This is a genomic window from Rugamonas violacea, assembly GCF_016461825.1.
GTDB lineage: Bacteria > Pseudomonadota > Gammaproteobacteria > Burkholderiales > Burkholderiaceae_D > Rugamonas.
The window spans coordinates 89382-115859 of the sequence record NZ_JAEMNU010000055.1 but is presented as its reverse complement, the minus strand read 5'-3'; the positions used below and the strand labels follow the sequence as shown (position 1 = coordinate 115859).

The 26478-nt window shown below is 67.3% G+C and carries 21 protein-coding genes and 2 pseudogenes; 11 read left to right on the top strand and 12 right to left on the bottom strand.

What is annotated here, in order from left to right; genetic code table 11:
- Positions 1–278 precede the first annotated feature (278 nt).
- On the top strand, positions 279–473 hold the full coding sequence (locus H7U20_RS12080) for a transposase (RefSeq protein WP_199759392.1): 195 nt from the start codon (positions 279–281) through the stop codon (positions 471–473).
- Positions 474–704: 231 nt separating this feature from the next.
- Here H7U20_RS12080 and H7U20_RS12075 read toward each other — a convergent pair whose 3' ends face one another.
- From H7U20_RS12075 to H7U20_RS12060, 4 genes are all read right to left on the bottom strand, one after another.
- The gene (locus H7U20_RS12075; protein WP_233410698.1) at positions 705–1508 is read right to left on the bottom strand and encodes an SCO family protein; all 804 of its coding nucleotides are present in this window, start codon (positions 1506–1508) and stop codon (positions 705–707) included.
- The gene (mtoX, locus tag H7U20_RS12070) at positions 1489–2772 is read right to left on the bottom strand and encodes a methanethiol oxidase (RefSeq protein ID WP_199759391.1); all 1284 of its coding nucleotides are present in this window, start codon (positions 2770–2772) and stop codon (positions 1489–1491) included. Before mtoX ends, H7U20_RS12075 begins: the two co-directional genes overlap by 20 nt.
- Positions 2773–2904: 132 nt before the next feature.
- Positions 2905–4218, bottom strand: coding sequence for an ABC transporter substrate-binding protein (locus tag H7U20_RS12065; RefSeq protein ID WP_199759390.1), 1314 nt, complete (start codon positions 4216–4218; stop codon positions 2905–2907).
- 15 nt (positions 4219–4233) lie between these two features.
- Positions 4234–6306 carry a TonB-dependent receptor plug domain-containing protein gene (locus H7U20_RS12060; protein WP_199759389.1) on the bottom strand — a complete coding sequence of 691 codons (2073 nt, stop codon included), beginning with the start codon at positions 6304–6306 and terminating at the stop codon, positions 4234–4236.
- A gap of 228 nt (positions 6307–6534) precedes the next feature.
- Between H7U20_RS12060 and H7U20_RS12055 the strand changes: the two genes are divergently transcribed.
- From H7U20_RS12055 to H7U20_RS12045, 5 genes and pseudogenes are all read left to right on the top strand, one after another.
- Complete coding sequence (locus tag H7U20_RS12055; RefSeq protein WP_199759388.1) at positions 6535–7092, top strand: YfiR family protein; 558 nt, start codon at positions 6535–6537, stop codon at positions 7090–7092.
- A 14-nt stretch (positions 7093–7106) separates the two neighbouring features.
- Positions 7107–9344: pseudogene (locus H7U20_RS30920) on the top strand (response regulator); the annotation flags it as partial.
- Between the two features lie 268 nt (positions 9345–9612).
- Positions 9613–9849 (top strand): Hpt domain-containing protein, encoded by a 237-nt coding sequence (locus H7U20_RS30915; protein ID WP_370593148.1) that lies wholly within the window; start codon positions 9613–9615, stop codon positions 9847–9849.
- Positions 9846–11948 (top strand): putative bifunctional diguanylate cyclase/phosphodiesterase, encoded by a 2103-nt coding sequence (locus tag H7U20_RS30910; protein ID WP_370593147.1) that lies wholly within the window; start codon positions 9846–9848, stop codon positions 11946–11948. Before H7U20_RS30915 ends, H7U20_RS30910 begins: the two co-directional genes overlap by 4 nt.
- Before the next feature lie 91 nt (positions 11949–12039).
- Positions 12040–13095 (top strand): DMT family transporter, encoded by a 1056-nt coding sequence (locus H7U20_RS12045; protein WP_199759401.1) that lies wholly within the window; start codon positions 12040–12042, stop codon positions 13093–13095.
- Positions 13096–13115: 20 nt separating this feature from the next.
- Here the strand turns inward: H7U20_RS12045 and H7U20_RS12040 are convergent, their stop codons facing one another.
- The 3 genes from H7U20_RS12040 to H7U20_RS12030 are packed head-to-tail and all read right to left on the bottom strand — an operon-like array spanning position 13116 to position 14621.
- Positions 13116–13502 (bottom strand): ArsR/SmtB family transcription factor, encoded by a 387-nt coding sequence (locus H7U20_RS12040; RefSeq protein ID WP_199759386.1) that lies wholly within the window; start codon positions 13500–13502, stop codon positions 13116–13118.
- The gene (locus H7U20_RS12035) at positions 13486–13701 is read right to left on the bottom strand and encodes an SRPBCC family protein (protein ID WP_199759385.1); all 216 of its coding nucleotides are present in this window, start codon (positions 13699–13701) and stop codon (positions 13486–13488) included. The genes H7U20_RS12040 and H7U20_RS12035 overlap by 17 nt, the downstream gene beginning before the upstream one ends.
- 23 nt (positions 13702–13724) lie before the next feature.
- Positions 13725–14621, bottom strand: a complete 897-nt coding sequence (locus H7U20_RS12030) for a LysR family transcriptional regulator (protein ID WP_199759384.1) — start codon at positions 14619–14621, stop codon at positions 13725–13727.
- 178 nt (positions 14622–14799) lie between these two features.
- On the opposite strand from H7U20_RS12030, the gene H7U20_RS12025 reads away from it, so the two are divergent.
- Both H7U20_RS12025 and H7U20_RS12020 read left to right on the top strand, forming a co-directional pair.
- Positions 14800–16281 carry an MFS transporter gene (locus H7U20_RS12025; protein ID WP_199759400.1) on the top strand — a complete coding sequence of 494 codons (1482 nt, stop codon included), beginning with the start codon at positions 14800–14802 and terminating at the stop codon, positions 16279–16281.
- Between the two features lie 25 nt (positions 16282–16306).
- Positions 16307–17758 carry an alginate export family protein gene (locus H7U20_RS12020; RefSeq protein WP_199759383.1) on the top strand — a complete coding sequence of 484 codons (1452 nt, stop codon included), beginning with the start codon at positions 16307–16309 and terminating at the stop codon, positions 17756–17758.
- Between the two features lie 72 nt (positions 17759–17830).
- Here H7U20_RS12020 and H7U20_RS30230 read toward each other — a convergent pair whose 3' ends face one another.
- Positions 17831–21007: a patatin-like phospholipase family protein gene (locus tag H7U20_RS30230; RefSeq protein ID WP_233410696.1), complete on the bottom strand. Its 3177-nt coding sequence runs from the start codon at positions 21005–21007 to the stop codon at positions 17831–17833.
- A 229-nt stretch (positions 21008–21236) separates the two neighbouring features.
- Here H7U20_RS30230 and H7U20_RS12010 point away from each other — a divergent pair, with 229 nt between their 5' ends.
- Positions 21237–22745, top strand: coding sequence for an alkaline phosphatase family protein (locus H7U20_RS12010; protein ID WP_199759382.1), 1509 nt, complete (start codon positions 21237–21239; stop codon positions 22743–22745).
- A gap of 224 nt (positions 22746–22969) precedes the next feature.
- Here the strand turns inward: H7U20_RS12010 and H7U20_RS12005 are convergent, their stop codons facing one another.
- The 4 genes and pseudogenes from H7U20_RS12005 to H7U20_RS11990 all read right to left on the bottom strand — a co-directional run bounded on the left by H7U20_RS12005 (position 22970) and on the right by H7U20_RS11990 (position 24840).
- Entirely contained in the window at positions 22970–23479 is a 510-nt protein-coding gene (locus tag H7U20_RS12005) for a hypothetical protein (protein ID WP_199759381.1), read from the bottom strand.
- Between the two features lie 15 nt (positions 23480–23494).
- Entirely contained in the window at positions 23495–23680 is a 186-nt protein-coding gene (locus H7U20_RS12000; protein ID WP_199759380.1) for a hypothetical protein, read from the bottom strand.
- Between the two features lie 197 nt (positions 23681–23877).
- Positions 23878–24399 (bottom strand): annotated as a pseudogene (locus H7U20_RS30225) (hypothetical protein); the annotation flags it as partial.
- Positions 24400–24435: 36 nt separating this feature from the next.
- A complete protein-coding gene (locus H7U20_RS11990) occupies positions 24436–24840 on the bottom strand; it encodes a hypothetical protein (protein WP_199759379.1) in 405 nt (134 codons plus the stop codon).
- 298 nt (positions 24841–25138) lie between these two features.
- On the opposite strand from H7U20_RS11990, the gene H7U20_RS11985 reads away from it, so the two are divergent.
- The gene (locus tag H7U20_RS11985; RefSeq protein ID WP_233410695.1) at positions 25139–25513 is read left to right on the top strand and encodes an STAS domain-containing protein; all 375 of its coding nucleotides are present in this window, start codon (positions 25139–25141) and stop codon (positions 25511–25513) included.
- The gene (locus tag H7U20_RS11980) at positions 25510–26478 is read left to right on the top strand and encodes an MBL fold metallo-hydrolase (RefSeq protein WP_199759378.1); all 969 of its coding nucleotides are present in this window, start codon (positions 25510–25512) and stop codon (positions 26476–26478) included. The genes H7U20_RS11985 and H7U20_RS11980 overlap by 4 nt, the downstream gene beginning before the upstream one ends.

The window sequence follows — 26478 nt, the reverse complement described above, 5'->3', positions numbered from 1 at the left end:
CTGCTGAATAGTGTTTCACTGCCCGTCTTTGCTCCGCCCCCTGTACGATTACGAGAAATCAGATGACGCGACAACTATCCTGACACAGGGGGGTGTTTTGTGACTACCATGCGATTCTCATAGAGACATGAAACAACTACGATAGTTCAACACGATGCTGCTATCTGGCACCTTCGGCCATCTTTCGTGACTGAAGATGACACTTTGGGCAGCTTGCTGTGGTCTAATTTGCCTGGACACCTCAATAGGTGGAAAATCCACCATCTGAGGAGTGATACATGGCAACAAGAAAGCGAAAGACATTCGAGCCCAGCCTGAAGCTGGAAGTGGTTCGGATGATCAAAGAGCAGGGGCAGAGCATCCTGAACGTGAGCGAAAGCATGGGTATTGGGCAGACCGCGATCCGCCGTTGGCTGGCGCAGTACGGTGCCGAGCAGAGCGGACAGTCGGGGATCCCCCCTGTGTCAGGATAGTTGTCGCGTCATCTGATTTCTCGTAATCGTACAGGGGGCGGAGCAAAGACGGGCAGTGAAACACTATTCAGCAGAACGCAAGGAAGCCATTTTGCGGCAGATGACTTTATTGTTCGTCCATAGGCGGGGATTCATGCGCCGTATGGATTCCCGCCTGCGCGGGAATGACGGCTTGTCCGACGTGCCCCTAAGCCAGTTGTGGTCAAGGCCTTGAACCGGGCGGCGGCATGCTCACTTGCCGGCGACCCTACTCGCATCCTCCTCCAGCAGCAGCGTGCGGATGTCGTTGTAGATCATGTCCGGCTGGAGGAAGGCCGAGCTGTAGATTTCCCGCACCCGGCCCTGGCGGTCGAACAGGAAGAGTTTCAGCATGTGGTAGTACAGCCGGGCCGGCTTGCCCTCGGCGTCCAGTTGGATGGCAACGGGCTGGCCCAGGTCGGCCAAAATAGGTTGCAACTCGGCCACCGAGCGGCCGGTGAGGAAATCCCAACGCACGGGCTTGTCGGTGCGCGCCAAGGAGCCGCCGTAGCGCGCCATGGTCTCCGGCGTGTCGTTGACGGGGTCGAAGGACAGGCTGACCAGGCGCACCCGGCGCGCCAGATCCGGCGTCGCCTGCAGCCGCTCGTGCAAGCCGTACATGGTGGAGAACAGCAGCGGGCAACCGGTCGGGTCGACGCAGTAGGTGTACATGAAGCTGAGCAAGGTGACGCGGCCGCGGGTGTGCTCTTGCAGCGGCACGGCGCGGCCGGCCGTGTCGAGCACGGTGCCGGCCGGACCCAGCTGGATCACCGGCAGCACGTAACTGCCCGGCGCCGGCGCCACCAGGCGCGGCGGCCGCGCAACCCTGCCGGCCGGCGCGATGTCGCTGGCCGGCGCCGGCGCCGGCCGTTGGCTTTGCGCGGCGCTGGCGATCATCAACACCACCGTCAGGCCGGCCAGCGGCACGGCGGGCAGGCGCGCCAGCCTCCGTCCCAGGCGCCGGCTGCCGAGCATCCGGCCGCAGCGCAGGGCCAGCTTAACGCAGCGACGCCACATTCGTTGCCGCTTTGGCGCTGAATTTCATGTGGTGCGGACGGCCCAGCTTTTCCTTGTAGAAATCGACCTTCCACTGTTGTTGCAGCTCGCGGCCGTCCCAGTGGTAGAGCTTGAGGAAGTGGTCGTCGTTGTCCAGGTCCCAGTGTTCGAGCAGGCTGGTGGTGATGTAGATGCGCTTGCCGTCCCAGCTCTGGCTGACCATGTTGACGTGCTTGCCGGTGACTTTTTCGTAGACCTGGCGCGGCGCCTCCGGATTGCTCAGGTCGAACAGGCGGGTCTTGCCGTCCATGAAGGTATTGACCCACAGGCCCTTGCCGTCGGCGGTGATGGACATGTCGACCGGCAGCGGCGTTTGCGCCGGGTCGCCGATCGGGCCGACGTCGCGCGCCTGCCAACGGCCGGCGGCGTCCGGCTTGATCAGCCACAGCTTGGAACCGAGCGCGGTGGCGGTGATGGCCCAGTTGTCGCCCTCGGCCTGCGACCAGCGGATCTCCAGCGGCGCGCCCGGCGTGTTGAAGATCTGCTGCGGCTTCATCGCCTTGAAGTCCCACAGCACCATGGTGTTGCCGAATTTTTGCATCGCCGCCGGGTCCTTGATCAGCTTGGGCAGCTCGGTGCGGTAGTTGGTGTAGCCGGTGAAGCTGGAGGTCAGCATGGCGTTGCGGCCGGGGTTGATGGCCAGGTCGTAGCCGTAGCCGTCGCCCTGGACATCGCCGATCTTGCCGGTCGGATTGTCGTAGGTGGAAATCAGGTCGCCCTTGTTGTTGTAGACCGCCATGCCGGTGGCGCCGCCCATGTCGCGCTTGTTCGACAGGAAGCCGACCAGCATGCGGCCGGGCAGGGCGTAGAAGGTGTGCGGGCCGACGAAGCCGCTCTTTTGCACCACGTCGTGCATGGTCTTGACCAGGCGCGGCTTGGCCGGATCGGTGCCGACGTCGAAGACGAAGATCTTGCTGTCCTGCAGGCGGCCGGCCCACAGGTATTTGCGGTCGTCGGTGAAGCCGACGTGGTGGGCGTCGCCACGGCCGCCGACGGAGAGCGAGGCGATCACCTTGCCGAAGCGGGGCGAGCCGGGATTGACGTCGAGGGTGACCAGCTTGTCGCTGCCGTCGCCGATGCCTTTGATGCCCAACGTCCAGACATGCAGGTAGTCTTCCTGGCCCTTGATCAGGTTGGCCATATACGGCGAGTTGCACGTTTCGTCGGCCTGGCTGGCGCCGGCGATGAGCGAGAGGGCAAGACAGGCGGCGGACAATATTTTCATATTTGAAACTCCGAAGGGGCGGTAAGCGGATGAGCTTATCCCCGGCGACGGCAGTCAGTTTGATTTATATCAACTACGGGCGATCTTTGTGCGCGCGGTCAAGGCGGGCCGACAGGACAAGAGTACGGCGCCTCACGGGAAGGTCACCACCTTGCGTTCGACGAAGCCGACTTGGCCGTCGGCGCCGCGCACCGCCTCGAGGAACAGATAGGTGCCGGCGGTCGGGTCGCCGGCCGCGTCGAAGTCGATGCGGCCGCCGGCGCCCTGGTAGTCGATGTCCGCGCCCTGTTTGATCGCCGCCAGCGCCTTGGCGAACTCGCCGGGATGGATCTCGACCGCCTGCGCACCGTCCGGCCGCGATACCTGGCGCAGCGAGCGCATCACGGCGGCGCGGCTGTTGCTGCCGGACTGGGCCAACGCCAGCGCGATCAGGTACACCGAGTCGTAGCCGGTGAACGAGGTGCCCTCCGGTTCCAGGCCCGCCTCGCGCAGGAAGCTGGCGCGGTAGGCGGCGTAATCGACGGCATTGCGCGGCGCCGTGGGCGAGACGACCTGCATGCCGACGCCGGCGTCGCCGGCGTTGCTGAGGAAGGCGGCGCCGAAGTTGCCGGCGCCGAAAAGTTTGGGCATCCGGCCGGCCAGCCGTTCCTGGAGGGCGCGCGCGATGCTGGCGCCGTCGAGCGCAAAGCCGACGATCAGCACCGCCTGCGGCGTGCCATTGGCCAGCAGGGCGGTCAGCTCGGTCTCGAAGCCGACCGTTTTGCTGGTCGGATAGCTCACCCTGACCAGCGGCGTGACGCCGCGCGTCGCCAGGCGGGCCCACACGGCCTCGCTGGCGCCTTGGCCGAAGGCGTCGTCGACGTGGATGATGGCGATGTTGCGCAGGCCCTGTTCAAGCATGAAGTCGGCCAGCGCGGCGCCCTGCAGCGTGTCGGAGGCGACCGTGCGCCACACCGTGTTGTTGTCGTCCAGCGCGGTGAGCAGCGGCGAGGAGCCGCTCACCACGAAGGGCATGCCGGCGGCGATGGTCACCTGCTGCGCCACCGGTAGCGCCACCCGGCTTGAGAAGGGGCCGATGATGGCCACCGGGTCGAGCGCCAGCAGCTCGCGCGCGCCGGCCACCCCGGCCAGCGGGTCGAGCTTGTCGTCGCGCAGCAGCAGTTCGAGCTGTTGGCCGTTGACGCCGCCGGCCGCGTTGATCTCGCGTACCGCCAGGCGCGCCGCGTACTCGACGAACAGGCCCTGGTTGGCGGCGGCGCCGGTCTTGGTGGTGAGCAGGCCGATTTTCAGCGTGTCCGGTGCCGGCCGCACCGGATCGCAGTCGACTTTGGTGCCGCCGCAGCCGCCCAGCAGCAGGCTCAGGGACAGGGACAGGGAGAGGCTCAGGGACAAGGCGAACGCCCGCGGCGGCAGCGGCGTGCGGGTCGGCGTGAAGCGGCTAGGCATGGCGCGAGCTCCGGGCTAGAAATGGTAGGTGTAGCTGAGCACGACGCTGCGCGCGGCGCCGGGCAGGTCGACGCCGCCGTAACCCGGCTCGGCGTAACGGCGGTCGGTGAGGTTGGCGACACGCAAGGCCAGTCCGTGCGGGCCGAAGTCGCGCCGCCAGTTCAGGTCGAGCAACTGGTAGGCGTCCAGCTGATAGGGCTTGAGCAGGTTTTCCTGGCTGTTGATCTTGCTGGCCCGGCGCGGCGAAACGTGGCGGGCCGACACGGCCAGCGCGCCCCAGCGTGGATGCAGATACTGCCAGCTCAAACGCAAGGTCAGGCGCGGATAGCTGGCGGTCGGCGCCACCAGCAGCTCTTGCAGGCGCGGCTGGTCCTCGTTGTTGGTGTCGGCCCAGGCGAACTGGGCGCGCACGCGCTGGGCGCCGGCCTGCCACAACAGCTCGCTCTCCAGCCCGTGGCCCTTTTGTTGACCGCTGTTCTGCGGCTGCAGGTTGATGCCGGCCGGCAGCAGCTCGGTCTTGTCCTTGACCGTCAACAGGTAGGCGTTGGCCGACCAGGCCAGCGAGGGCGCCAACTGCCAGTGCAGACCGAGCTCGCTGCTGCGCGAGGTCTCCGGCCGCAGCCGGGGATTGCCCAACACCTCGCCCGGATACAGCGGCTGGGCGTACAACTGCAGCGCCGACGGCGCCTTGTAGGAGGTGCCGTACAGCAGCTTGTACGACAGGTCGGCGCTCAGCTCGCCGACCAGCGCCAGGCGGTAGTTGCTGTTGTCGCCGAAGACGGAATGGTGGTCGCGGCGGGCGTTGGCGGTCAGCCCCAGGTAGGACCAGGGCCGCACGCTGTATTGCAGATAGACGCCGCGCTGGCGCGTGTTGCGGACGCTGCCGTCGCCGGCCAGCAGGACGCGCTGGCCGCTGGCGAGGTCGACGTTGTAGATGCGCAACTGGCGCTCGCGGTCGTTGCTGGCGTCCAGCCCGACGGCGATGCTCTGGTTGGCGTCCAGGCGGCGCTCGACGTCGACGCTGGCGCTGCGCTCGACAAAGCCGAAGTCGCGCTGCGGATAGTTGCCGGCGGCGCCCAGGCTGAGCCGTTCGCGGCCGTCCGGCCCGCCGCTGGTGCTGGCCAGGCTGGCGCGCAAGGTCCAGTCGGCCAGGCCGCGGTACTCGTGCGTCAGGCGGGCGGTTTTCTGCAGCACGGCCAGGCGGTTGTTGTGGCTGAGCGTGCCGAAGTCGAGGAACTCGGCGTCGCTGTCGACGCGGTAGGCGTGCAGCAGCAGCTCGCTGTCGCTGTGGCGGCCTTGGTGGCTCAGCTTGGCCAGCAGGTTGCGTGGCCGGCTCAGGTCGTCCTGCGAGGCGGCGCCGCCGGCCGCCGCGCGGGCGTACAGGGGCGAGGAGCGCGGCAGTTCCAAACCGCTGCGGTCGGCCGTGGCGCCGCTGGCCGACAGCAGCCATTGCAATTCCGGCAGCCGTGCGCTGCGGCCGGCGCTGAACAAGGCCAGGCCGTTGCCGGCATCCTGGCCGGCGCCGCGCCGCAGCGTCACGCTGTGTTCGGTTTGCTCGGCGCTGCGGGTGATGATGTTGACCACGCCGAGGAAGGCGTCGGCGCCGTACAGGGCCGAGGCCGGGCCGCGCACCACCTCGATGCGTTCGATCGCCTCCATCGCCAGCAGGGCCGGGCCGAGGAAGTTGCCGGCGTCGGCGCGGAAGGCCATGGCTTGGCCGTCGATCATCACCTTCAGGATGCGCGAATAGGCGCGCAGGCCGGCGTTGACGCCGCGCACGCCGACGTTCGGGCTGACCTGGTCGTCGATGGCGTACATGCCGGGCACCTGCGCCAGCGCCTCGGCCACCGAGCGGTAGCCGAACTGGCGGATGTCGTCGGCGGTGACCACCGAGATGATGGCCGGCGCCTCGCGGCTGCCCTGCAGATGGCGGCTGGCGGTTTCGATCGGCAGGTTGAGCAGCTCTTGCACGCTGATGTTGAACAGGTCGTCGGCGGCGCCCGCCGCGCGGGCCGGCACGGCGGCCGGCAGGGCGGCCAGCAGGCCGGCGGCGATGGGCCAGGCGGCATGGCGGCGTAGTCTGGGCATCAACACCTCCTGACGGGTGGAAATGGGTCGGCGCGGCGCGAAAAAACCGCCGTCCGGGCGCGTGGCGGCGGGCGCCGCCGCCGCGCCATCTGGCCGATGGTAGACCAGTTTCGGCCGGCCGTGTCGGGTTTTGCATTTTGTTCACACCCGCTTGCATGAAGCCACTTTCCCGGCGGAACTGGTCTATACTTTGTCCGATTCCAGCACGCAAGTCTTGCCGACACCGCCATGCAGAACACCGACCGCCCGCTGCGTTTTGGCCAGTGCCGCCAACGGCGCTGCGGGGCTTTGTTGCTGCTGGCGGCCTGGGCGCCGACGCTGACGCTGACGGCGCAGGGCGTGGCCGCCACCGCCGAGGTGAAGGCGGCGCTGGTCTACAACTTCCTCAAGTTCACCGAATGGCCGGGCGAGGCCGCCAGCGACCCGCTGGTGCTGTGCGTGGTCAATCCCGACCGCCGCACCGAGGCCGCCTTCGCCGCCGTGCACGGGCGCGCCATCGCACAGCGCCCGATCCAGGTGCGCACCCTGGCGGCGGCCGACAGCACGACGCGCTGCCACCTGTTGTATCTCCACGACGGCAACGCCCGCGAGCTGCAACAGCTCAGCGCCGGCCAGCCCGCGTTGCTGACGGTGGGCGACCGCGAAAATTTCGTCGACGCCGGCGGCGCCATCGGCCTGGTCGAGCTCGACGGCCGCATGCAGTTCAAGGTCAACCTCGACGTGATGCGGCGCGGCAGCTACAAGGTCAGCGCCCAATTGCTCAAGCTGGCGATCAACAACCGATAGGAGGGGACGGCACGATGCGGATCTGGCGACAACTGCTGCTGCGACACAAGATCACCGCGATGGTGGTGGCGGTCTGCGCGCTGGCCCTGGTGCTGTTCGAACTGGTGTTTCTGAGCATACAGTTCGCCACCCTGCGCAGCCAGGCCCAGCACGGACTCAGCAGCCTGGCCGAGACGCTGGCCATCAACAGCGCCGCCGCGCTGACCTTCGACGACCGCCAGTCCGCCCTGCAGACGCTGGAATCGCTGCAGGCCGTGCCGGAGGTGGCGCGCGCCAGCATCGTCGCGGCCGACGGCCGCGAGTTCGCCGCCTACCACGGCGCCGCCCTGGCCGACACCGGCGCCGGCGCCGGCAGGGACACCCTGGCGGCGCGCGCGCCCATCGTCAACCGGGGCGCGACGATAGGCGCGGTGGAGCTGCTGGCCTCGCTCGACCAGTTGCGCCAGGCGCAGTACCGCGCCATGCTGCTGGCCGGCGGCCTGGGCCTGGGCGCCCTGGCGCTGGTGTCGGCGCTGGCCTGGCTGGCCGCCACCCGGCTCAGCGCGCCGCTGCTGCGCCTGGCCGAGCTGGCCAACCAGGTCGGCCGCCAAGCCGACTACGCGCTGCGCGCCGCGCCGGGCGAGGGGGCCGACGAGGCGGCGCAACTGGCGCGGCGCTTCAACGACATGCTGGCCCAGATCGAGACGCGCGAGGCCGAGCTGGTCGGCCACCGCGACCATCTGGAAGAGCAGGTGGCGCGCCGCACCGCCGACCTGGTGCGCGCGCGCGACGCGGCCGAGGCCGCCAACCGCGCCAAGAGCGAGTTCCTGGCCATGATGAGCCACGAGATCCGCACCCCGCTGAACGGCGTGATCGGCATGACCGACCTGCTCGGCAACACCGGTCTCGACGACGGCCAACGCCGCTACGTGCGCATCGTCCGCCGCTCCGGCGAGGACCTGCTGGCGATCCTCAACGACATCCTCGACTTCTCCAAGATCGAGGCCGGCAAGCTGGAGCTGGACGCCGCCGTGTTCAGCCTGACCCTGCTGCTGGAAAACATCGCCGAGCGCTTCGCCCCGCTGGCCCACGGCAAGGGCCTGGCGCTGCACCTGAAACCGCCGACGCGCCCGCTGATGCTGCGCGGCGACAGCAAGCGCCTGGGCCAGGTGTTGACCAATCTGGTGGCCAACGCCATCAAGTTCACCGAGCGCGGCCAGGTGATGCTGCGCGCCGAGCTGCAAGCCGAATCGCCCGAGCGGTACCGGCTGCGCTTCGCCGTCAGCGACAGCGGCATCGGCATCGCGCCGGCCCAGCTGGCCGCACTGTTCCAGGCCTTCACCCAAGCCGACAGCTCGACCACCCGGCGCTACGGCGGCACCGGGCTGGGGCTGGCCATCTCGCAGCGCCTGGTCGGCCTGATGGGCGGCCGCATCGAAGTCGCCAGCACGCCCGGCGGCGGCAGCGACTTCCACTTCGTGCTGGAGCTGGCCGGCGCGCCGGCGGCCGAGGCGCGGCCCGACGCGATGTTCGAGGCGATGGGCATCCTGGTGGTCGACGACAACCAGATCAACCTGGAGATCCTCAGCGAGCAGCTGCGCTCCTGGCATTGCCGGGTGGTGACGGCGGGCGACGTGGCCACCGCGATGGCGCTGCTGGGCCGGCCGGACCACGGCTTCGAGCTGGTGCTGACCGACATGATGATGCCCGACGAGGACGGCCACGGCCTGCTGGCCCGGCTGCGCGCCGAACCGATGCTGGCCGGCCTGCCGGTGATTATGCTCAGCTCGGCGGGCGACGCCGGCGCGGCCGATCCGGATGGTCCGCTGCGCCTGGTGCTGAGCAAGCCGGTGCGCCAGTCCGAGTTGTACAACGCGCTGTGCGCCGCGCTGCGCAAGAGCGCGCCGGCCGGCGCCCAGCCGGCGCCAAGGGCGGCGCGCCGGCTGGGCGGGCGGGTGCTGCTGGCCGAGGACAACCTGACCAACCAGGAGGTGGCACTGGCCATGCTGAAGAACCTGGGCGTGGCCAGCGAGGTGGCCGCCAACGGGCTCGACGTGATCGCCCTGCTTGAGCGCGAGCGTTTCGACCTGATCCTGATGGACTGCCAGATGCCGCAGATGGACGGCTACCAGGCCACGGCGGCGATCCGCGCCGGCGAACCCTGCGGCCACCTACCGATCATCGCGCTGACCGCCAACGCCATCGCCGGCGACCGCCAGCGCTGCTTCGACGCCGGCATGGACGACTACCTGGCCAAGCCCTTCACCCAGGACCAGCTGGGCGACCTGTTGGCGCGCTGGTTGCCGCTGCGGCCGGCGCCGCCGGCGCCGGCCGNNCCCCCCCCCCGCCGCCGCCGCCGCCGCCGTTACTGCTGCCTCTGCTGCGGCCGGGACCAAGGCCAAGGCAGGGACGGCGACGGCGACGGACGGCGCGGCCAGCATCGACGCCGGCGCCATCGACACCATCCGCAAGCTGCGCCCGGGCCTGTTGCTGCGCGTGCTAGACGCCTGGCTGCTGGAGTCGCCCGGCCTGCTGCGCGACATGCAGGCCGCCGTCGACGGCGCCGACTACGCCGCCCTGGTGCGCGGCGCCCACTCGCTGAAAAACGGTTCGGCCAACGTCGGCGCGCGCCAACTGGCGCAGCTGTGCATCGAGCTGGAGCAGCGCGGCCGCAACGGCCAGACCGAGCAGATCGGCGAGGCCATGGCCCAGGCCAGCCTGGCCTTTGCTCGGGCGCAGGACGAGTTGCGGCTGCTGCGCGAAGAGGAACCGGCATGAGGCGGGCGGCGCCGGCGGCCCGCGCCCGGCCCTTGATCCTGATCGTCGAGGACGAGCTGGCGGCGCGCCTGCTGATGCGCGCCACGCTGGAGGAGGGCGGCTTCGACGTCGTCGAGGCGGGCAGCGTGGCGCAGGCGCTGTTGCAGTTCCAGCAGGCCCAGCCGGACCTGCTGCTGCTCGATGTGATGCTGCCCGACGGCGACGGCGTGGCGCTGTGCGCCCACCTGCGCACGCTGCCCGGCGGCGACGTGCCGATCGCCATGGTCACCGGCCTCAACGACGCCGAGTCGATCCTGCTGGCCTACCAGTCCGGCGCCACCGACTTCATCGCCAAGCCGATCAGCTGGGACACCATGGCCTACCGCATCCGCTACATGCTGCGGGCGCGCAAGGCCCTGCTCGACCTGTCGCTCAGCGAGCGCGAGATGCGCCTGTCGGCCAAGGTCTTCGACGCCTGCAACGAAGCGATCATGATTACCGACCAAGCCAACCGCATCATCTCGGTCAACCCGGTGTTCGCCAGCATCACCGGCTTCAGCGCCGCCCAGATGCTGGGGCGCGATCCGCGCATCCTCGCCGACGGCGCCGCGCAACGGCGCCATTTCGGCGCCATGTGCGCCACGCTGCGCCAGTCCGGCTCCTGGCAGGGCGAGCTGGCCTGCCGGCGGCGCGACGGCGGCGGCTATCCGGCCTGGTTCTCGCTGAGCCTGGTGCGCGACGCCGACGGCCGGCAGGAGCACCTCATCGCGATCTTCTCCGACATCAGCGCGCGCAAGGCACAGGAGCGGCGCATCGCCCACCTGGCCTACCACGACGAGCTGACCGGCCTGGCCAACCGCACCCTGCTGGCCGACCACGCCGGCCTGGAGATCGCCAAGGCCAGACGCGAGCAGGGCATGCTGTCGCTGCTGTTCGTCGACATCGACCGCTTCAAGAACATCAACGACTCGCTCGGCCACAACGCCGGCGACGAGCTGCTCCGCCAGGTGGCCGGCCGCCTGTCCACCGTGGTGCGGGCCGGCGACACGGTCAGCCGCATGGGCGGCGACGAGTTCGTCATGCTCTGCCCCGGCACGGCCGACGGCGCCCAACTGGCGGCCCGCGCCGACGCCATCCTGCGCGAGTTGGCGCGCCCCTTCGAGATCTTCGGCATGGCGCTGCACGTCAGCGCCAGCATGGGCATCGCCTGCTTCCCGGCCGACGGCGAGACCTTCGAGCTGTTGATACGCAACGCCGATGCCGCCATGTACCTGGCCAAGGACTGCGGCCGCAACACCTTCCAGTTCTACACCCCCGAGCTCAGCGTCAACGTGCTGGAGCGCCTGCAACTGGAGATGGACCTGCGCCGCGCCCTGGCGCAGCAGGAGTTCGTGCTGTACTTCCAACCCAAGCTGGACGCCGTCAGCGGCGCGCTGAACGGCGCCGAGGCGCTGATCCGCTGGCGCGACCCGAAGCACGGCCTGATCCCGCCCAACCGCTTCATCCCGGTGGCCGAGGAGGCCGGCCTGATCGAACCGATCGGCCAATGGGTGCTCGGCGAGGCCTGTCGCCAGTTGCTGCGCTGGCAGGCGCTGGGCATCGCCGGGCTGACGCTGGCGGTCAACGTCTCGGCGCGCCAGTTCAAGCAGGCCGACTTCGTCGCCTCGACCGAGGCCCTGGTGCGCGCCGGCGGCGTGGCGCCGGCGCTGATCGAGCTGGAGCTGACCGAGAGCATGCTGATGAGCGACGCCGGCCAGACCGCCGAAAAACTGCGCGAACTCAAGGGCCTGGGCTTCTCGCTGGCCATCGACGACTTCGGCACCGGCTTCTCCAGCCTGCACTATCTGCGCCACTTCCCGGTCGACGTGTTGAAGATCGACCAGTCCTTCGTGCGCGAGATGTTCGACGACGCGGCGGCGCTGGCCATCATCGACGCCGTCATCGCCCTGGCCAACGCGCTGGGCATGGCCTCGGTGGCCGAGGGCGTCGAAACCGAGGCGCAGCGCACCACCCTGCGCGAGCACGGCTGCCGCACGGTGCAGGGTTATCTGATCGCGCGGCCGATGCCGGCCGACGAGTTCGTCGACTGGGTGCGCGCCTACCGCGCCGGACGGGCCTAGTCTGGCTGCGGGACGGCATTTGAACGTGATAAGCTAGCGCCCCCCTGTTTTGGAAGGCATCATGAGCGAGAAGTTGAATCAAGACGGCGGCATGCACAAGGGCGTGTTCTACGGGCTTCTGGCCGCCGCGCTATTTGGTGCGAGCACACCGTTCGCCAAACTGTTGCTGGGCCATGTGGCGCCGGTGCTGCTCGCCGGTATCCTCTATATGGGCAGTGGACTGGGCCTGCTGACGTTTTATCTGCTGCGCGCGCTGGCGCGGCGCGGCGGCAACACAGCGACGGCCGGGCTGACAGGCAAGGATTTGCCTTGGCTGGCCGGAGCGATCGCCGCTGGCGGTATCGCCGGTCCGGTAATGCTGATGTTCGGACTGATGCTCACACCGGCATCTTCAGCGTCGTTACTGCTCAACATGGAAGGCGTGCTGACCTCGATTCTGGCCTGGTTCGTGTTCAAGGAAAATTTCGACCGTCGCATCTTTGTCGGCATGTTGTTGATTGTCGCGGCCGGCCTGTTGCTGTCGTGGGAGCAAATCCCGGCGTTTGGCGTGCCGTGGGGCGCCATTTCGATTGTCGGCGCCTGCCTGTGCTGGGGTATCGACAATAATTTGACGCGCAAGGTGTCGGCCAGCGACGCGGTGCAGATCGCCGGGGTAAAGGGACTGGTGGCCGGCTCCGTCAACTTGATCATCGCGCTCGCCTTGGGTGCGCAACTGCCACAGATGAGCACCATCCTTGCCTCGGGTCTGGTTGGCCTGGGCGGCTACGGTCTGAGCCTGGTGATGTTTGTGCTGGCCTTGCGGCATCTGGGCACCGCGCGTACCGGCGCATATTTTTCCGTCGCGCCTTTCGTGGGTGCCGTCATTTCGCTGGCGATGCTTGGCGAACAGCCGGGTTGGCTGTTCTGGACGGCCGCCGTATTGATGGGCGGCGGGATCTGGCTACACTTGACCGAGTCACATGAGCACGAACACCTGCACGAGCCGATGGAGCATGCGCATGTCCATACTCATGATCTTCATCACCAACACGGCCACGATTTTCTCTGGGACGGCATGGAACCGCACGTACATCCGCATCAACACCGAACGATGCGGCATGCCCACAAACACTACCCAGATATCCACCACCGCCACGTTCATCCTTGATCGTGTTCGGCCTCGACTGCCTAGTCGTTCTTCTCGACGAAACTCTTGATGCGTGCCAGCGCCTGCTCCCACTTGCGGGCTATCGATTCCAGGCTGCGCTTGGCCTCGTCGATGCGCGCCGGTTCCAACTGCCACAGGCGTTCGCGGCCGATTTTGACGTCGCGCACGATGCCGGCCTCGGCCAGCACGCCGAGGTGTTTGGTGACACCCTGGCGGCTGATCGCGGTGTTCTGGGTCAGATGGGCGATCGAGTAGGCGCCGCCGGCGCACAATTCGCGCACCAGCTTCAGCCGGACCGGATCGCCGAGGGCGGCGAACACCGGGGCCAGCGATGGCGCCGGCGCGGGCAAGTCCGCCGCCGGGTCGCCGGCGCCGCCGCGCGGTGCCGCGCTAGTTGCTGCCGGCATAGCGCGCCACGTTCTGCAACTGGGCCACCCAACCCCGGCCGTGCATCTCGAAGGCCAGGGCGCGGCGGTGTGCCGGCACTTGGTCGAAACCGGATTCGACCACCGTCAGCAGGACCGCGCTGCCGGGCGCGTCCTTGAGCGTGAAGGTCACCAGCGTCGGCGTCTCGGTCGAGTAGTCGATGGCCTTGTCGAAGGGCAACCATTCGGATGCTTATTTTTTGCTCAGGCTGGTAGCGCACAGATCTCCAGCAGCAAGCCGCGCAACCAGCGATGCGCCGGGTCGGCATCCATTCTCGGGTGCCAGAGCATGGAGACGGTGAATTCCGGCACGGCCAGGGGCAGGGCGAAGCTGTACAGGCCGGCGCGCAGATTGCCGCTGTGGCGTTCCGGCACCGTGGCGATCAGGTCGGAGCTCCGCGCCAGCGCCAGCGCGCTGGAGAAGCCGGCGACGATGCAGGCGATCTGCCGCTCCAGGCCAAGCGGCTGGAGCGCCGCGTCGATCGGGCCGCCGGCCAAACCCTGGCGCGAGACGTTGATGTGGCGGCCGGCCGCGTACAGGGCCGGCGTGATCTCGCCCCGGCTCAGCGGGTGCCCCGCGCGCACGACGCCGATGAAACGGTCGCGGAACAGGGCGCGGCTGCGCACCTCCGGCCCGGTGGCCTTGCCGACCACGCCGGTTTCCAGGTCGACGCTGCCGTCGCGCAGGGCGGCGCTCTCCTTGTTGTCCTTTTGCAGGAAACACAGGCGCACGCCGGGCGCCTCGGCGCCGACGCGGGCGATCAGCTCGGCGCCGAAGTTCTCCACCAAGCCTTCGCGGGTGCGCAGCGTGAAGGTGCGCACCAGATGTTTGAGCTGGAGCACGTCGGCAGGGCGCAGCACCGCCTCGGCCTCCTGCACCAGTTGACTGACCCGGCCGCGCAGCTCCAGCGCGCGGGGCGTGGGCACCAGGCCCCGTCCGGCCCGCACCAGCAGCGGATCGCCGGTGGTTTCGCGCAAACGCGCCAAGGCGCGGCTCATCGCCGACGGGCTCAGTCGTAGACGCCGGGCGGCGCGGGCGACGCTGCCCTCGGCGAGGACGGCGTCGAGGGCGATCAATAAGTTGAGGTCGGGAATGGCCATGCGCCGAACTCTAAGACCCTTCGCGGCAACTGTCAATCTATTGGAGAGCGCCAGCGGGCACGCCTTTGATGTGGCGTCAGACGCATGAACACAGTGCAAATGCTGCGTCTTCCGCCATGTATGGCCAGCGGGTAAGGTGTGAATAGCTCCATGTGGCGAGCGATTCAACCAGGAGTTCATTTTGAAAACACTCGATGCAAAACCGGCCGACGCGAGCGCAGGGCCGGCGCCGCTCAGTCCCTCGGTGCGCTGGGCGCTGGCCGGCTTGGCGCTGTCGATGTTGCTGTCGGCGCTGGGCACCAGCATCGCCAATGTCGCCTTGCCGACGCTGGCGCAAGCCTTCCACGCCACCTTTCAGCAAGTCCAATGGGTGGTGCTGGCGTACTTGCTCGCCATCACCAGTTTGATCGTCAGCGTCGGTCGGCTGGGCGACCTGGTCGGCCGCCGCCGCCTGCTGCTGGGCGGTATCGCGCTGTTTACGCTGGCCTCGGTGCTTTGCGGCGTGGCCCCCACGCTTGGTCTGCTGATCGGCGCCCGCGCGGTGCAAGGCTTGGGCGCCGCCGTCATGATGGCGCTGACCATGGCGTTTGTCGCCGAAACGGTGCCGAAAGCGCAGACCGGCAGCGCGATGGGCTTGCTCGGCACCATGTCCGCCGTCGGCACGGCGCTTGGCCCGACGCTGGGCGGGGTGCTGATTGCCGCGCTGGGTTGGCCGGCGGTGTTCTTCGTCAACGTCCCGCTCGGCGTGTTGGCGCTGCTGCTGGCCTACCGCTTCCTGCCGGCCGACCGCCGCGTGGCGGGGGCGGCGCGGCCCCGCTTCGACCATCTGGGCACCCTGTTGCTGGCCCTGACCCTGGCCGCCTACGCCCTGGCCGTGACGACCGGGCACGGCAGTTTCGGCCGGGTCAACCTGGCGCTGTTGTTGATGGCCTTGGTCGGCGTCGGCATGTTCGTGTTGGCCGAAAGCAAGACCGCCTCGCCGCTGATCCGCCTGTCGATGTTGCGCAATCCGCTGCTCAGCGCCGGGTTTGCCATGAGCGCGCTGGTCACCACGGTGGTGATGGCGACGCTGGTGGTCGGTCCTTTCTACTTGTCCGGCGCGCTGGCGCTCGACGCCGCCCGGGTCGGCCTGGTGATGTCGTCCGGCCCGATCGTCGCCGCGCTGAGCGGCGTGCCGGCCGGCCGCCTGGTCGACCGCTTCGGCGCGCAGCGCATGAGCATGGGCGGCTTGTTCGGCATGCTGGCCGGCTGTGCCGCGCTGCCACTGGTGCCGACCGGCGTCGGCGTGGCCGGTTATGTCATTCCGCTGGTGGTGGTCACCGCCGGCTATGCCTTGTTCCAAGCGGCCAACAACACCGCCGTCATGACGGATGTGGCGGCGGAACAGCGCGGCGTCATCGCCGGCCTGCTGAACCTGTCGCGCAATCTCGGCCTGGTCACCGGCGCCTCGGTGATGGGCGCCGTGTTCGCCTTCGGCGCCGCGACCGGCGATATGACGATGGCCGGTCCGACGGCCGTGGTGGCCGGCATGCGGCTCACCTTCGCCGTCGCCGCCGCGCTGATCGGCGGCGCGCTCGCCATCGCGGCCCTCAGCCAGGCGCTGGCGCGCCGTGCCGCCGCTGCAAAGGGTGTGAAGGAGGGCGGTTGTGGTCGTGAATAAATTCTGCGCCGGGGGCGCCACTGCGATGGTTCTGTTAGCCTGGACGGCCGCTGCGTTGGCGCAAACCGCGCCGCAGGGCGGCGCGGCGCCGAACAAATGCGAAGGTAGCGAGCTGGCCGGCGCGCATGCGGCGACGCCGGTCGATCCCTATCCCCTCAACGCGGCCGGCTGGGGGCCGGAAATCGGCCAGGGCTTGATGGCCAGCCGTTGGGCCGAGGATTGGAGCGGCATGCGCGCGGCCGGCCTCGCGCCGTGGTGGAAGGCGCTGCCGCTCGCCGGCGCGGCCTCGCTGACGCTGAGTGCCGAGGCCCGCCTGCGCTACGACAACTATGGCAATGGCCAACTGACACCTGGCAACGACTATCGACAGGGCCTGTTGCGCGCCGTGCTGGGCGCGGATTTGCGGCTGCATCCCCAGTTGCGCGTGTATGCCGAGCTGGGCAGCGGCCAGGTGGCCGGCCGCCGCGCCAGCGCCAGCGCCAACTTCCAGAACGACGCTTCCTTGCAACAGTTGTTCGTCGACGTCAGGCGCTCTGCCGGCGGTACGCTGGTCGGCGCCATGCTGGGGCGGCAGGAGTTCGCCGACGGGCCGCGGCAACTGCTCAGCCTGAGCGACGGGCCGAACATGCATCGCAGCTGGAACGGCGTGCGCCTGTATGCCCACGGCGAGGGAATGCGCGTCGGCGCCTTCGAGCTGCGCGCCACCCGTCTGGCCGCAGGCTTCTTCGACGAGGAGATCAATCATGCCGAGCGCCTGAGGGGGCTGAATGCCAGCCTGATCGTGGACTCCGGCAACGGACCCAACACCTACCTGGACCCGTTCTGGATACACAGCGACAATCCGGCCTACCGCGCCGCCGGCAAGCTCGGCCGCGATGCGCGCGACACCGTCGGTGCCCGCCTGTGGGGCCGGCGCGGCGACCTGCGCTTCGACTGGACGCTAGCCCACCAAAGCGGTAGGTCCGTCGAGCGCGACGTCGACGCCTGGGGCTTGTTCGCCGTGCACAGCCTGGCGCTGTCCGGCGGCGCCTGGAAGCCGAGCCTGACGGCGCACGTCGACATCGCCTCCGGCGGCGCCAGTGCCGGCGGCGGCAGCCGGGGCTTCAACCAGTTGTACGCCAGCTCCAACTATCTGGGCGAGGGACAGTTCCTCAGCCTTGCCAACTTGTTGATGATCGCGCCGGGCATTTCCTTTACGCCGACGCCGGCGAGCAAGCTGGCGGTGGAATACGGTTTTGCGCGACGGCTCAGCGAGAGCGACGCGGCGTATGCCGGCGGTATGCGCGCCTATGCGGGCACGCAGAAGGTGAGCGGGCGGCGGATCGGCGGCCTGTTACGCATCGTCGGCAACTGGTCGGTCAGCGAGCGGCTGAGCCTGGTCGTCAACTACGAGCGTCTGGTCGCCGGCGACGTGCTCACACGGGCTGGCCTGCCGTCCGGCCGCTACGCCTATATCGGCGCCACCTTCCGCTATTGAGCGGAAAGCGGCCTGGGGCGGGGGGCGGGGGCGTCGGCGGCGAGGCCGGTCGGCGGCTGCGGCCGGCGGCATCTAGCCGTCCGAGGCGCGGCGCTGGTCCACCCGGCGGTCCGTCATCGGCACCACGTTGCTGGTTTTTTGCGCCGGCGGCGGCGGTGCCGGCTGGCTGAGCAGACGGCAGATGTAGCTGATGCGCCACTTCCGCTGCGCGCCTTGCCAACGCGGATGGGCCGACCTGGCGGCGACCTGGCGCAGCGCGGCAAACGCGATCTGGTAGCCCAAGGAACGGTAGCTCTCGAACTGGTCCTCGTCGAACCACTGGTCGGCCGTGCTCTGGTGCGGGAACTCGGGGTGCATCTTGCTGTAGTTGAAGATGTCGGCGTTTTCGTCGCCGACGATGGTCGGCTTGATGTACAACAGCACGCCGTCGCGCGCCTTGCCGTCGGCCTGCTTGTAGTGGATGCGGCCGCTGACGCAGCTGGCGCCGAAGGTGTCGCCGTCGCCGACCTTGCGGATCTTGCGCGCGTCGAGCGTGATGGCGACGTTCAGGTCGGTGGCGCACTTGCGTATCGCGTTGCCCAGGTCTTCGAAATTCTGCTTGTCGTCGCAGCCGGCATCGACCACCACAATGAGTTTGCAACGCCGCCGCACCAGCTCGTACAGGGCCAGGTTTTCGAAGTGGCCGCCGTCGGACAGGTAGAGGAAGTCGGCCTCGGCGTCGGTCAGGCCGAACAATTCGGACAGGATGCTGAACAGGCCGATGCCCGGCGACGACTTCATCCAGCTCTTTTCCTTCATTGGATTGGGCGACCAGCGGCCCAGCCGCAGGTTGAACAGCGTCATCAGGAAAGTCAGCTGCGGCGAGGAGTGGTAGCCCATGTTGGGGCTGGCCGCCGCGCCCGACACGGCGACCGCCGTGCCCAGTTTGACGACCGAGTCGTCGTCCTTGAACAGCGTCGAGGTCGAGGTCGAGGCATAGCTGGCGGTGGGGCGGAAGGCGCCGCGCTGCGGACACACCGCCAGGCGGTCGGCGCCGCGCATGGCCGGCATTTCGAAGCCGCAAAACGCCGGCGTGAAGCAGAAGTTGGCCGCCTTGCGGGTCTGCCAGGCCAACTCCTTGCCGTTGACCAGGTTGATGGCGGCGCTGATCAGGTGGTAGGGTCGCTGCAGCTTGGGCCGGGCCGGCGCCAGCTCGGCTGCGGCGCCAGCCGCAGCTGCCGCTGCTACCGAAGCTGCCGTTGGTGCCGCTGCTGCCGCCGTCGGCCCCGAGGTGGGGGCGGCGCCGGCTTGGCGCAGCAGGGACTCCAGCGGCGGATCGTCGTTGGGGTCGAAACCGGTGAAGGGATGCGGGCTACGGCTGGGGCTGCTGGCGCCGAAGTAGGCGCGCACCAGGCGCATCCGGTACATCATGTACAGCGAGAACTTGTTGATATCGACCCGCCAGCCGAGTATCAGCGCGACCGCCAGAAGCTTGAGGAAGAGGGTGCCGATGTCGCCGATCTTGACTTCGCTACTGGCGGCCAGATAGCTGTCGAAGTAGACCACCACGCCCGACTCGGCATGCTGCACCAGCGGCAGAGTGGCCACCACATATTGCAGACCCGTGGTCAGCGCGGCGATCGCCAGCAGGCTGAAGGCGTAGGGCGCGACCTGCGCCGCCAGATCGAGCTTGCTGCTCGCGCCGGGCTTGCCGGTGGCCTTGTCGCTGCCCGATTTCAGGCCGAAGAAGGTCACCGCCGAGGTGATGGCGGCGCCCAGCGTGGTGGTCGCGGTGTAGTGTTGATAAGCCCAGTCCAGCAGCGGCGGCAGATAGAAGGTGCAGGCGAACAGCGCCAGCCAGCCGATGGCGAAGATGAAGGTCCAGGCGCCTTGGCGCGCCCACCATTCGCGGCTCTGGTCGAGGTACATGCGGCCGATCAAGCCTATCATCAGCGTGATGGTGAGGCCGAACAGCGCCAGCATCAGCGGCATGCCCATGCAGGCCAGTTGCACCGCGTCGAAGGTGGCGAAGGACGAACGACTGGCCAGCGACAGCCCCTTCAGCAGCAGCACGGTGCCGACCGCCAGCGCACCCAAGGCGCAGAGCAAATGGCCCAGGCCCTCCATCAGCACTTTTTGACGCGACTCGCGGCGCGGCAAGGGTAGTGCGGTCTCGGCCGCCGCGGCCTTGGCGTCGCGACGGTTGAGCAACTGCGCCGCGCCCCAACCGAGCGACCATGCCAGGAAATACAGGAGGCCCGGCAGCAGCAGCCAGCGGTAGGGATAGTCGCTCAGCGTGGCGGGAATGGCGTCCCAGAACGCCACCAGCTCCTCGCTCTTCTCCCACACGGCCAGGCTGCCGAGGAAGCCGGACAGCATCAAGGGCAGGCAGATGTACAACAGGATCTTGCCCTGGGTCTGGCCGAGCAAGCCGGCGCCGACCTTCGGCCCCTTGCGCGAGATGCTCAGCGCGATGAAGGCGACCGTGGTGAGGAACAGTGCGGCGGCGTAGGGCCAGGCGTCCGCCGTCGGCGTGCGCATTTCGCTGTGCACGGCCGACACCACCATGCGCGGCAACAGGAACAGCGCCGACAGCCAGGCCACCAGCATGGTCAGGTTGAGCAAGGTGTTGCGGCTGTAGGTGCAGATCAGGGTCCAGGTGTCGGCGCTGAACAGGCCGGTCTTCGGCGTCAGATAGTTGCTGTACTGGCGCAGGAACTGCACCGGCGCCGGCTCGCTGCGCGGCCGCCGGACGTCGTTGGCGGCGATCAGCTCCTCCTCGACCGCCTCGACGCTGCCGCCCTTTTCCTTGATCCACTTGGACAGCCAGCCGCCGATGTAGCCGCCGCCGGAGACGGTCGACAGGTAGTCGAAGTCGCGCAGCAGGCGCATTTCCGCCAGCGCCTGCAGCACGCCGAGGTTGAAGGTCGCGCTGCGGATGCCGCCGCCGGAGAACGCCAGCCCGGACAGTTTCTGTCGGTGGGCGCGTTGGTTGACCTCGGCCAGGCTGACCGGCCGGGTGCCGTCGGGCACGCCGTCGGCCAGCGCGTCGAGCTCGAACTGGAAGACTTCGCTGAACACGCTGCCGGCCTTGACGTTGAGCACCTGCCACAGTTCCTCGTCGGACAGTTTCCGGCCCGGGCTGAAGGCCAGTCGCGCCTTGTCGAAGTCCTTGCTGGCGTCGAAGCCCAGGCTGTCGAGCTTGCGGGTCAGGTTGCCGCGCAACTCCTCGGCGTGGCTGGGTACGTTCGCATCGGCATCGGCTGGCATGGTTCCTCCGGCAGTGGCGTTCGGTGGCAGGGGTGGCAACTCACCAATATAGACAGTTTTATGCGGCGAAAGATCACACATTGTTGCGCCCAAGAGGTCCGCAAAGAATATTTCCAACATTCATTTTTTATCTGGCACGGGATTAAGATTGATGTTAAAAATACACCGGTCGCCGCTCTGCCCTTGACCGTGCGCGGCCTTCTCCTCATGCCGATAAGGTGCTTACTCAATGATGAACATGAACGACAAGATCGATTACGTGGTCATGGTGATGCTCGAAAACCGCTCGCTCGACAACGTGCTGGGCTGGCTCTACCAGAAGGACCGGCCGGCCCGCTTCGTCGGCGCCGACACCAGGCCGCGGTATGACGGACTGCAGACCGGCAAGTACAGCAACACCTACGGCGGGAAGACCATTCCGGCCAGCATGGGAACGGCGGGCAAGACCGGCCACGACATCGCGCCGCAACCGATGCGGGTGCCCGGTTTCGATCCCGGCGAAGCCTACGCGCACGTCAACCAGCAATTGTTCGGTTCGCCGAGCCAGCCGACGAACAGCAATCAACCGGCGGGCACGCCGGCCGGCATGGCCGGTTTCGCCTACGACTACGACGCCAGCTACGAGAACTGGTCCCAGCTCGACCAGATCATGGAGGCCTACTCCCCGGCGCAGTTGCCGATCCTGAACGGCCTGGCCAAGGCCTACGGCGTCAGCGACGCCTGGTATGCGTCGGTGCCAACGCAAACCAACCCCAATCGCGCCTTCTCGTTGTGCGGCACCTCGCTCGGCCGGGTCGACAACTCGTGGGACGCGGTGGAGCAGTACCACACCCGGACGATCTGGAACGCGCTGCCGCCCGGCACCTCCTGGGGCATCTACTACCACGACATCTGGAACGCCGGGCAGTGCTACACGCAGTACACTTTCCCCCGTTGCAGTGAGGCGCTGGCCGACGGCGAAATCGAAGCGATCGACACCTTCTACGCCAAGGCCAAGGCCGGAAAATTGCCGCGCTTCAGCTACCTGGAGCCGAAATGGGGCTACGGCCTCGGCTACGAAGACGGCGGCGGCTTCTACTGCGGCAAGGTGTTCGGCAAGACGCTGGGCGCGCAAGGCAACGACTACCATCCGCCCACCTGGGTCGGTCCGGGCGAGGCCTTCGTCCAGCGGATCTACGCCGCGCTGACCGACAACCCGGCGGCGTGGCGGCGCACCTTGTTGATCATCACCTTCGACGAGCACGGCGGCACCTACGACCACGTCGACCCCGGCTGGGGAGCGATTCCGCCGGACCAGCACCTCGGCCCCGACGGCTTCGCCTTCAACCGCTACGGCGTGCGCGTGCCGACCCTGCTGGTGTCGCCGTGGATTCCGGCCGGCACGGTGTTCCGCTCGCCCAGCCCCGATGTGAAATTCGACCACACGTCGACGCTGGCCAGCGTGTTGCAGTGGTGCGGGGTGGCGCCGGACCAGGCGGGGCTGGGGGCGCGCGTTGCCGCCGCGCCGAACTTCGAGGCCGCCCTGGCCGACACCTGCCGCAGCGACATACCGGAGTTCCAGCTGCCGGCCGGCTATGCCGAGCAGGGCAAGAGCTGCTGGAACGCCGGCGACGCGGAGCCGCTGCCGGCCGGCGTCGCCCGCCTGCTGGTCGCGCAGAGCAAGACCGTCGGCGAGCTGGAGGCGCGGGTCAAGGCCTGGCTGGATCAGCAGGCGCCGCCGGCGGGCCTGCGAGACTGAGCAGGTTTTTGGTCGCACGAAACTAGACAGTTAGGGACCTGGCTGAACATGCCCAATGATTTAACCGGAGGAAGCAAATGTCGAAACGTTTTCTATTGACACTGCTGTTGTGCTGGTGCCGGCTTGCTACCGCATTCGACTCTTGGGAACACAAACGAATGGGTGACCTTGCGTAACTGCGATGGTGAGCGACCAGCGGGCGTCACCATGGCGCTAATTTTTCTCTATTGAGTGTCTGTCGCGCGCACCTCGTCACATACACTATGTCTTGAAAAATGTCCGCGGCATGGCGTACCATGCACAAGTCGATACCAATGCGCGACTTTGTCAACAATGCCGTCTGTTTGTTCGATGTATTCATTTGCTGCGGGATTGTTGGGGTTTAAAGAAATCGCAAGCTCACCGTCCTGCATCGTTGCTTGTTTTGCAAGGTCACCGAACGACAGCGACGTCGCGGCTGTACATCTCCAATTGTCGTTGTCGATATAAGTCAAATGGTGGCCCGGAATAAATATGGATTCGGATGAGTCGACCTTTTTATACAGCATGGCGCAAGTGTTGCTCGCCTTTGATAAAGTCACCTTATAACTTCCATTCACTTCTGACGACAAACACTTACTTTTTGAAAACTCACTGCATCGCATAACGTCAGCATTGACGGATGCAACTGGATCGTCGCATCCACTCATGCAGAGTACCAAGGCCAAGGAAAAACACGCTCGCAGCAACTTCATTCAGTCCCTCCGTGGTCATTCATCATCATTGATTCGCGCCAGTTCCGTACGCCCAGCCTCGGTTATGGTCAGGACGCCAGCGTGGTCGGTCGCAAGTCCAGTACTGGTCAACTCGGCGGCAATCGTCATGTCCGTTTGCGCTGAACCATGCGCGATGCTCGCAAGCACGGATTTTGCCGCAGGTGTCAGGTTGTAGCTCATGCGAATTTTCCTATCTACGTAAATTTCTTTTTATGATCCATCTGTGTTGGCTCTGACACTGATTCGACCCAGGCCGCTGGAAATCATTGACCCATCCAAAATCCGCGTAAACGCTGGCCCGGTGCGGGTTTGAGAATGCATAGCCTTGGGCAGTAAAAATCAGCATCCGGGGTCAATTCGGCGTCAGCATCAACATACTACACCTGCAAGAGCTTCGAGGCTTGGCTGGAAGGGCCGCACGAAGCGGTGCTGAACCATCTCATGCAGAACCGTGAGCGGCTCCTCAAGTCCTCCGACAAGCGAATCGCCTCCATCAATGACAGAACCATCTTCGCCGTCGCGGCGGTCATCCAACGGTGCGCGGAGTTACGGCCGGAGCAATCCGCTTCCTGGAATCGGACACCGCCGTCGAGCGATAACCAACCCTGCATGTTTTTCAGCGTATCGTAAGTGTTCATCAGCCCCCAGAGCGCATCCACGGCGGCGGTCTGGCCATTGGGGCCTTTGGTGTTGCCACCGCTGTAGGGTAGGCCGTCGCCCCAGACGTTGGTGGCGTTGGTGTTAATAGTACGGGCATTGGGGGAGCTGAGCGGGCTGTGTGCGGCGTCGCTGACGGCCATGCCGCCGAAGTAGCCACCCGTGCTGCGGCCTGGGTCGAGCATCTTGTACAGGCCGCCGGCGAGGGTGGTCTGGATCGGAACGTCACCCGAATACAGGCCGTGGCCGACGCCGACCTCGGCGGTCTGAAGCGCATTCTATAGGGCCAGCGTGCGGCCATCCTTGACACTGACGATGGCGTCGCGAAACACCAGCTTGCTGCCATCGACCATGCGGGTTTTGATCAGCCAGGCCAGCTCGTAGCCGGTGATCCGGTCTTCCCGGTCGAGCGCGTTCAGCCGCGCCTCCGGTTTGGTTTCCGCACCAGCCGCGCGCACGCGCGTGACGATGGGGGGGATCACCGGCTCGGAACGTGGCGCGTTGCGATGTAATCCGCGCGGCGCGGTGGCACGGACCACCGCGTCAATCGCCGCCTGCGCGGCGATGGCCGGCTCCACGTCGAAGCCGCGGGTGTTGGCCAGTTCGTTGGCCGGGCCTTGGCTCAGGCCGGCGCGGCGCTCGGATGCCGAGGTGCTGAGCAGATTGCCATGCGTATCGGTCACCACCTCCGAGAATGAGACATGGGTGGTCGAATTGTCTAATTTAATATTTTTTCAACATGATTGAAATTTCCCCCGCCGCACTTGCCATATCTGGCGGCATCTTTAAAACCCGGCCGCTCCCCCTGCGCCGCAGTTCGCCGATGCGCAACGAGCGGGCTGAGCGGGGCTGTTGCATATCGCGGGAAAAGATGCGAAAAGGTAACAAACCGGGGCGCCGATTTGCTACACTTATTTTCACCTCAGCCGGCGGCCCAGCCATCGGCGCAGGTCCCCCAACCGCCGACCGCAGGGTGCCAAGATGATGGAATTCACGCCGCAGCAGGAGGGCCGGGTGCTGGTGTTGAGTCCATTGGGCCGCATCGACCAGGCCCACGCCGACGATTTCCAGCGCGCCCTCGGCGCCTTTCTGCCCGGCTGCACCGGCGCCGGCGATGCGCTGCTGCTCGATTTGTCCGGGGTCGACTTCATCAGCAGCATCGGCCTGCGCGCGCTGATGATCGCCATCAAGCAGGTCAAGGCGCAAGGCGGCCGCATGGCGCTGGCGGCGTTGTCGCCGCTGGTGGGCGAGGTGTTCAGCATCAGCCGCTTCGACATGCTGTTCGAGATCCATCCCGACCGGGCCGGCGCGCTGGCCGCGCTGAATATGCCGAACGGGCAGGGCGGGGCGGCATGAAGGCGCGGATCTGGGGCGCGCGCGGCTCGCTGCCGGTGGCGCTGAACCACAGGCAGATCCGCGCCAAGCTGGAGGCGGCGCTGCGCGGCGCCATCGGCCGCGATCTGGACAGCGAGGTCAAGATCGCCGCCTACATCGACGACGAGCTGGGCTTCGAGATCAGCGGCACCTACGGCGGCAATTCCAGCTGCGTCGAGGTGGAGGTGTGGGACCCGGCCAGCACGCGCGAGCACGTCATCCTCGACATGGGCTCGGGCGTGCGTCAACTGGGCGGCGCCAAGCTGGCCCGCTACGGCGCCGGCGCGCCGCAGACCTACCACGTGTTCATGTCCCACCTGCACTGGGACCACATCATGGGCTTCCCCTTCTTCACGCCGGCCTATATTCCGGGCAACCGCATCATTTTCTACGGCTGCCACGGGCAGTTGGAGGCGGCCATGCGCCGCCAACAGGAGGCGATCAGCTTCCCGGTCGACTTCGACCAGTTGGGCGCGACCATCGAGTTTCGCAGCATGCTGCCCGGCGTGCCGCTGGAGATCAACGGCCTGCGCGTAACGGCCAAGCTGCAGCTGCATGCCGGCGACTCCTATGGCTACCGGCTCGAACACGGCGGCTGCGCGATGGTCTACAGCACCGACTCCGAGCACAAGCTGGGCGACCTCGCCGCCGGCGCCGCCTTCGTCGACTTCTTCCGCGACGCCGACCTGGTGATCTTCGACGCCATGTATTCGCTGGCCGATTCGATCTCGGTAAAGGCCGACTGGGGCCATTCCAGCAACGTGATCGGCGTTGAACTGTGCCAGCTGGCCGGCGTGCGCCAGCTCTGCCTGTTCCACCACGAGCCGATTTACGACGACGCGCAGATCGGCCGCGTGCTGGCCGAGACGCGGCGCTACGCCCAGATCACCGGCGAGGCGCCGTTGAAGATCGTGTCGGCCTATGACGGCATGGAAATCGACCTGTAG

Coding starts and splice junctions, on each gene's coding strand:
- H7U20_RS12080 (WP_199759392.1), top strand. CDS start 279: ATGGCAACAAGAAAGCGAAAGACATTCGAGCCCAGCCTGAAGCTGGAA.
- H7U20_RS30915 (WP_370593148.1), top strand. CDS start 9,613: ATGCAGGCCGCCGTCGACGGCGCCGACTACGCCGCCCTGGTGCGCGGC.
- H7U20_RS12065 (WP_199759390.1), bottom strand. CDS start 4,218: ATGCCTAGCCGCTTCACGCCGACCCGCACGCCGCTGCCGCCGCGGGCG.
- H7U20_RS12010 (WP_199759382.1), top strand. CDS start 21,237: ATGATGAACATGAACGACAAGATCGATTACGTGGTCATGGTGATGCTC.
- H7U20_RS12075 (WP_233410698.1), bottom strand. CDS start 1,508: ATGTGGCGTCGCTGCGTTAAGCTGGCCCTGCGCTGCGGCCGGATGCTC.
- H7U20_RS12000 (WP_199759380.1), bottom strand. CDS start 23,680: ATGAGCTACAACCTGACACCTGCGGCAAAATCCGTGCTTGCGAGCATC.
- H7U20_RS11985 (WP_233410695.1), top strand. CDS start 25,139: ATGATGGAATTCACGCCGCAGCAGGAGGGCCGGGTGCTGGTGTTGAGT.
- H7U20_RS30910 (WP_370593147.1), top strand. CDS start 9,846: ATGAGGCGGGCGGCGCCGGCGGCCCGCGCCCGGCCCTTGATCCTGATC.
- H7U20_RS12060 (WP_199759389.1), bottom strand. CDS start 6,306: ATGCCCAGACTACGCCGCCATGCCGCCTGGCCCATCGCCGCCGGCCTG.
- H7U20_RS12055 (WP_199759388.1), top strand. CDS start 6,535: ATGCAGAACACCGACCGCCCGCTGCGTTTTGGCCAGTGCCGCCAACGG.
- H7U20_RS12020 (WP_199759383.1), top strand. CDS start 16,307: ATGGTTCTGTTAGCCTGGACGGCCGCTGCGTTGGCGCAAACCGCGCCG.
- H7U20_RS12005 (WP_199759381.1), bottom strand. CDS start 23,479: ATGAAGTTGCTGCGAGCGTGTTTTTCCTTGGCCTTGGTACTCTGCATG.
- mtoX (WP_199759391.1), bottom strand. CDS start 2,772: ATGAAAATATTGTCCGCCGCCTGTCTTGCCCTCTCGCTCATCGCCGGC.
- H7U20_RS12040 (WP_199759386.1), bottom strand. CDS start 13,502: ATGCCGGCAGCAACTAGCGCGGCACCGCGCGGCGGCGCCGGCGACCCG.
- H7U20_RS11980 (WP_199759378.1), top strand. CDS start 25,510: ATGAAGGCGCGGATCTGGGGCGCGCGCGGCTCGCTGCCGGTGGCGCTG.
- H7U20_RS30230 (WP_233410696.1), bottom strand. CDS start 21,007: ATGCCAGCCGATGCCGATGCGAACGTACCCAGCCACGCCGAGGAGTTG.
- H7U20_RS12030 (WP_199759384.1), bottom strand. CDS start 14,621: ATGGCCATTCCCGACCTCAACTTATTGATCGCCCTCGACGCCGTCCTC.
- H7U20_RS12045 (WP_199759401.1), top strand. CDS start 12,040: ATGCACAAGGGCGTGTTCTACGGGCTTCTGGCCGCCGCGCTATTTGGT.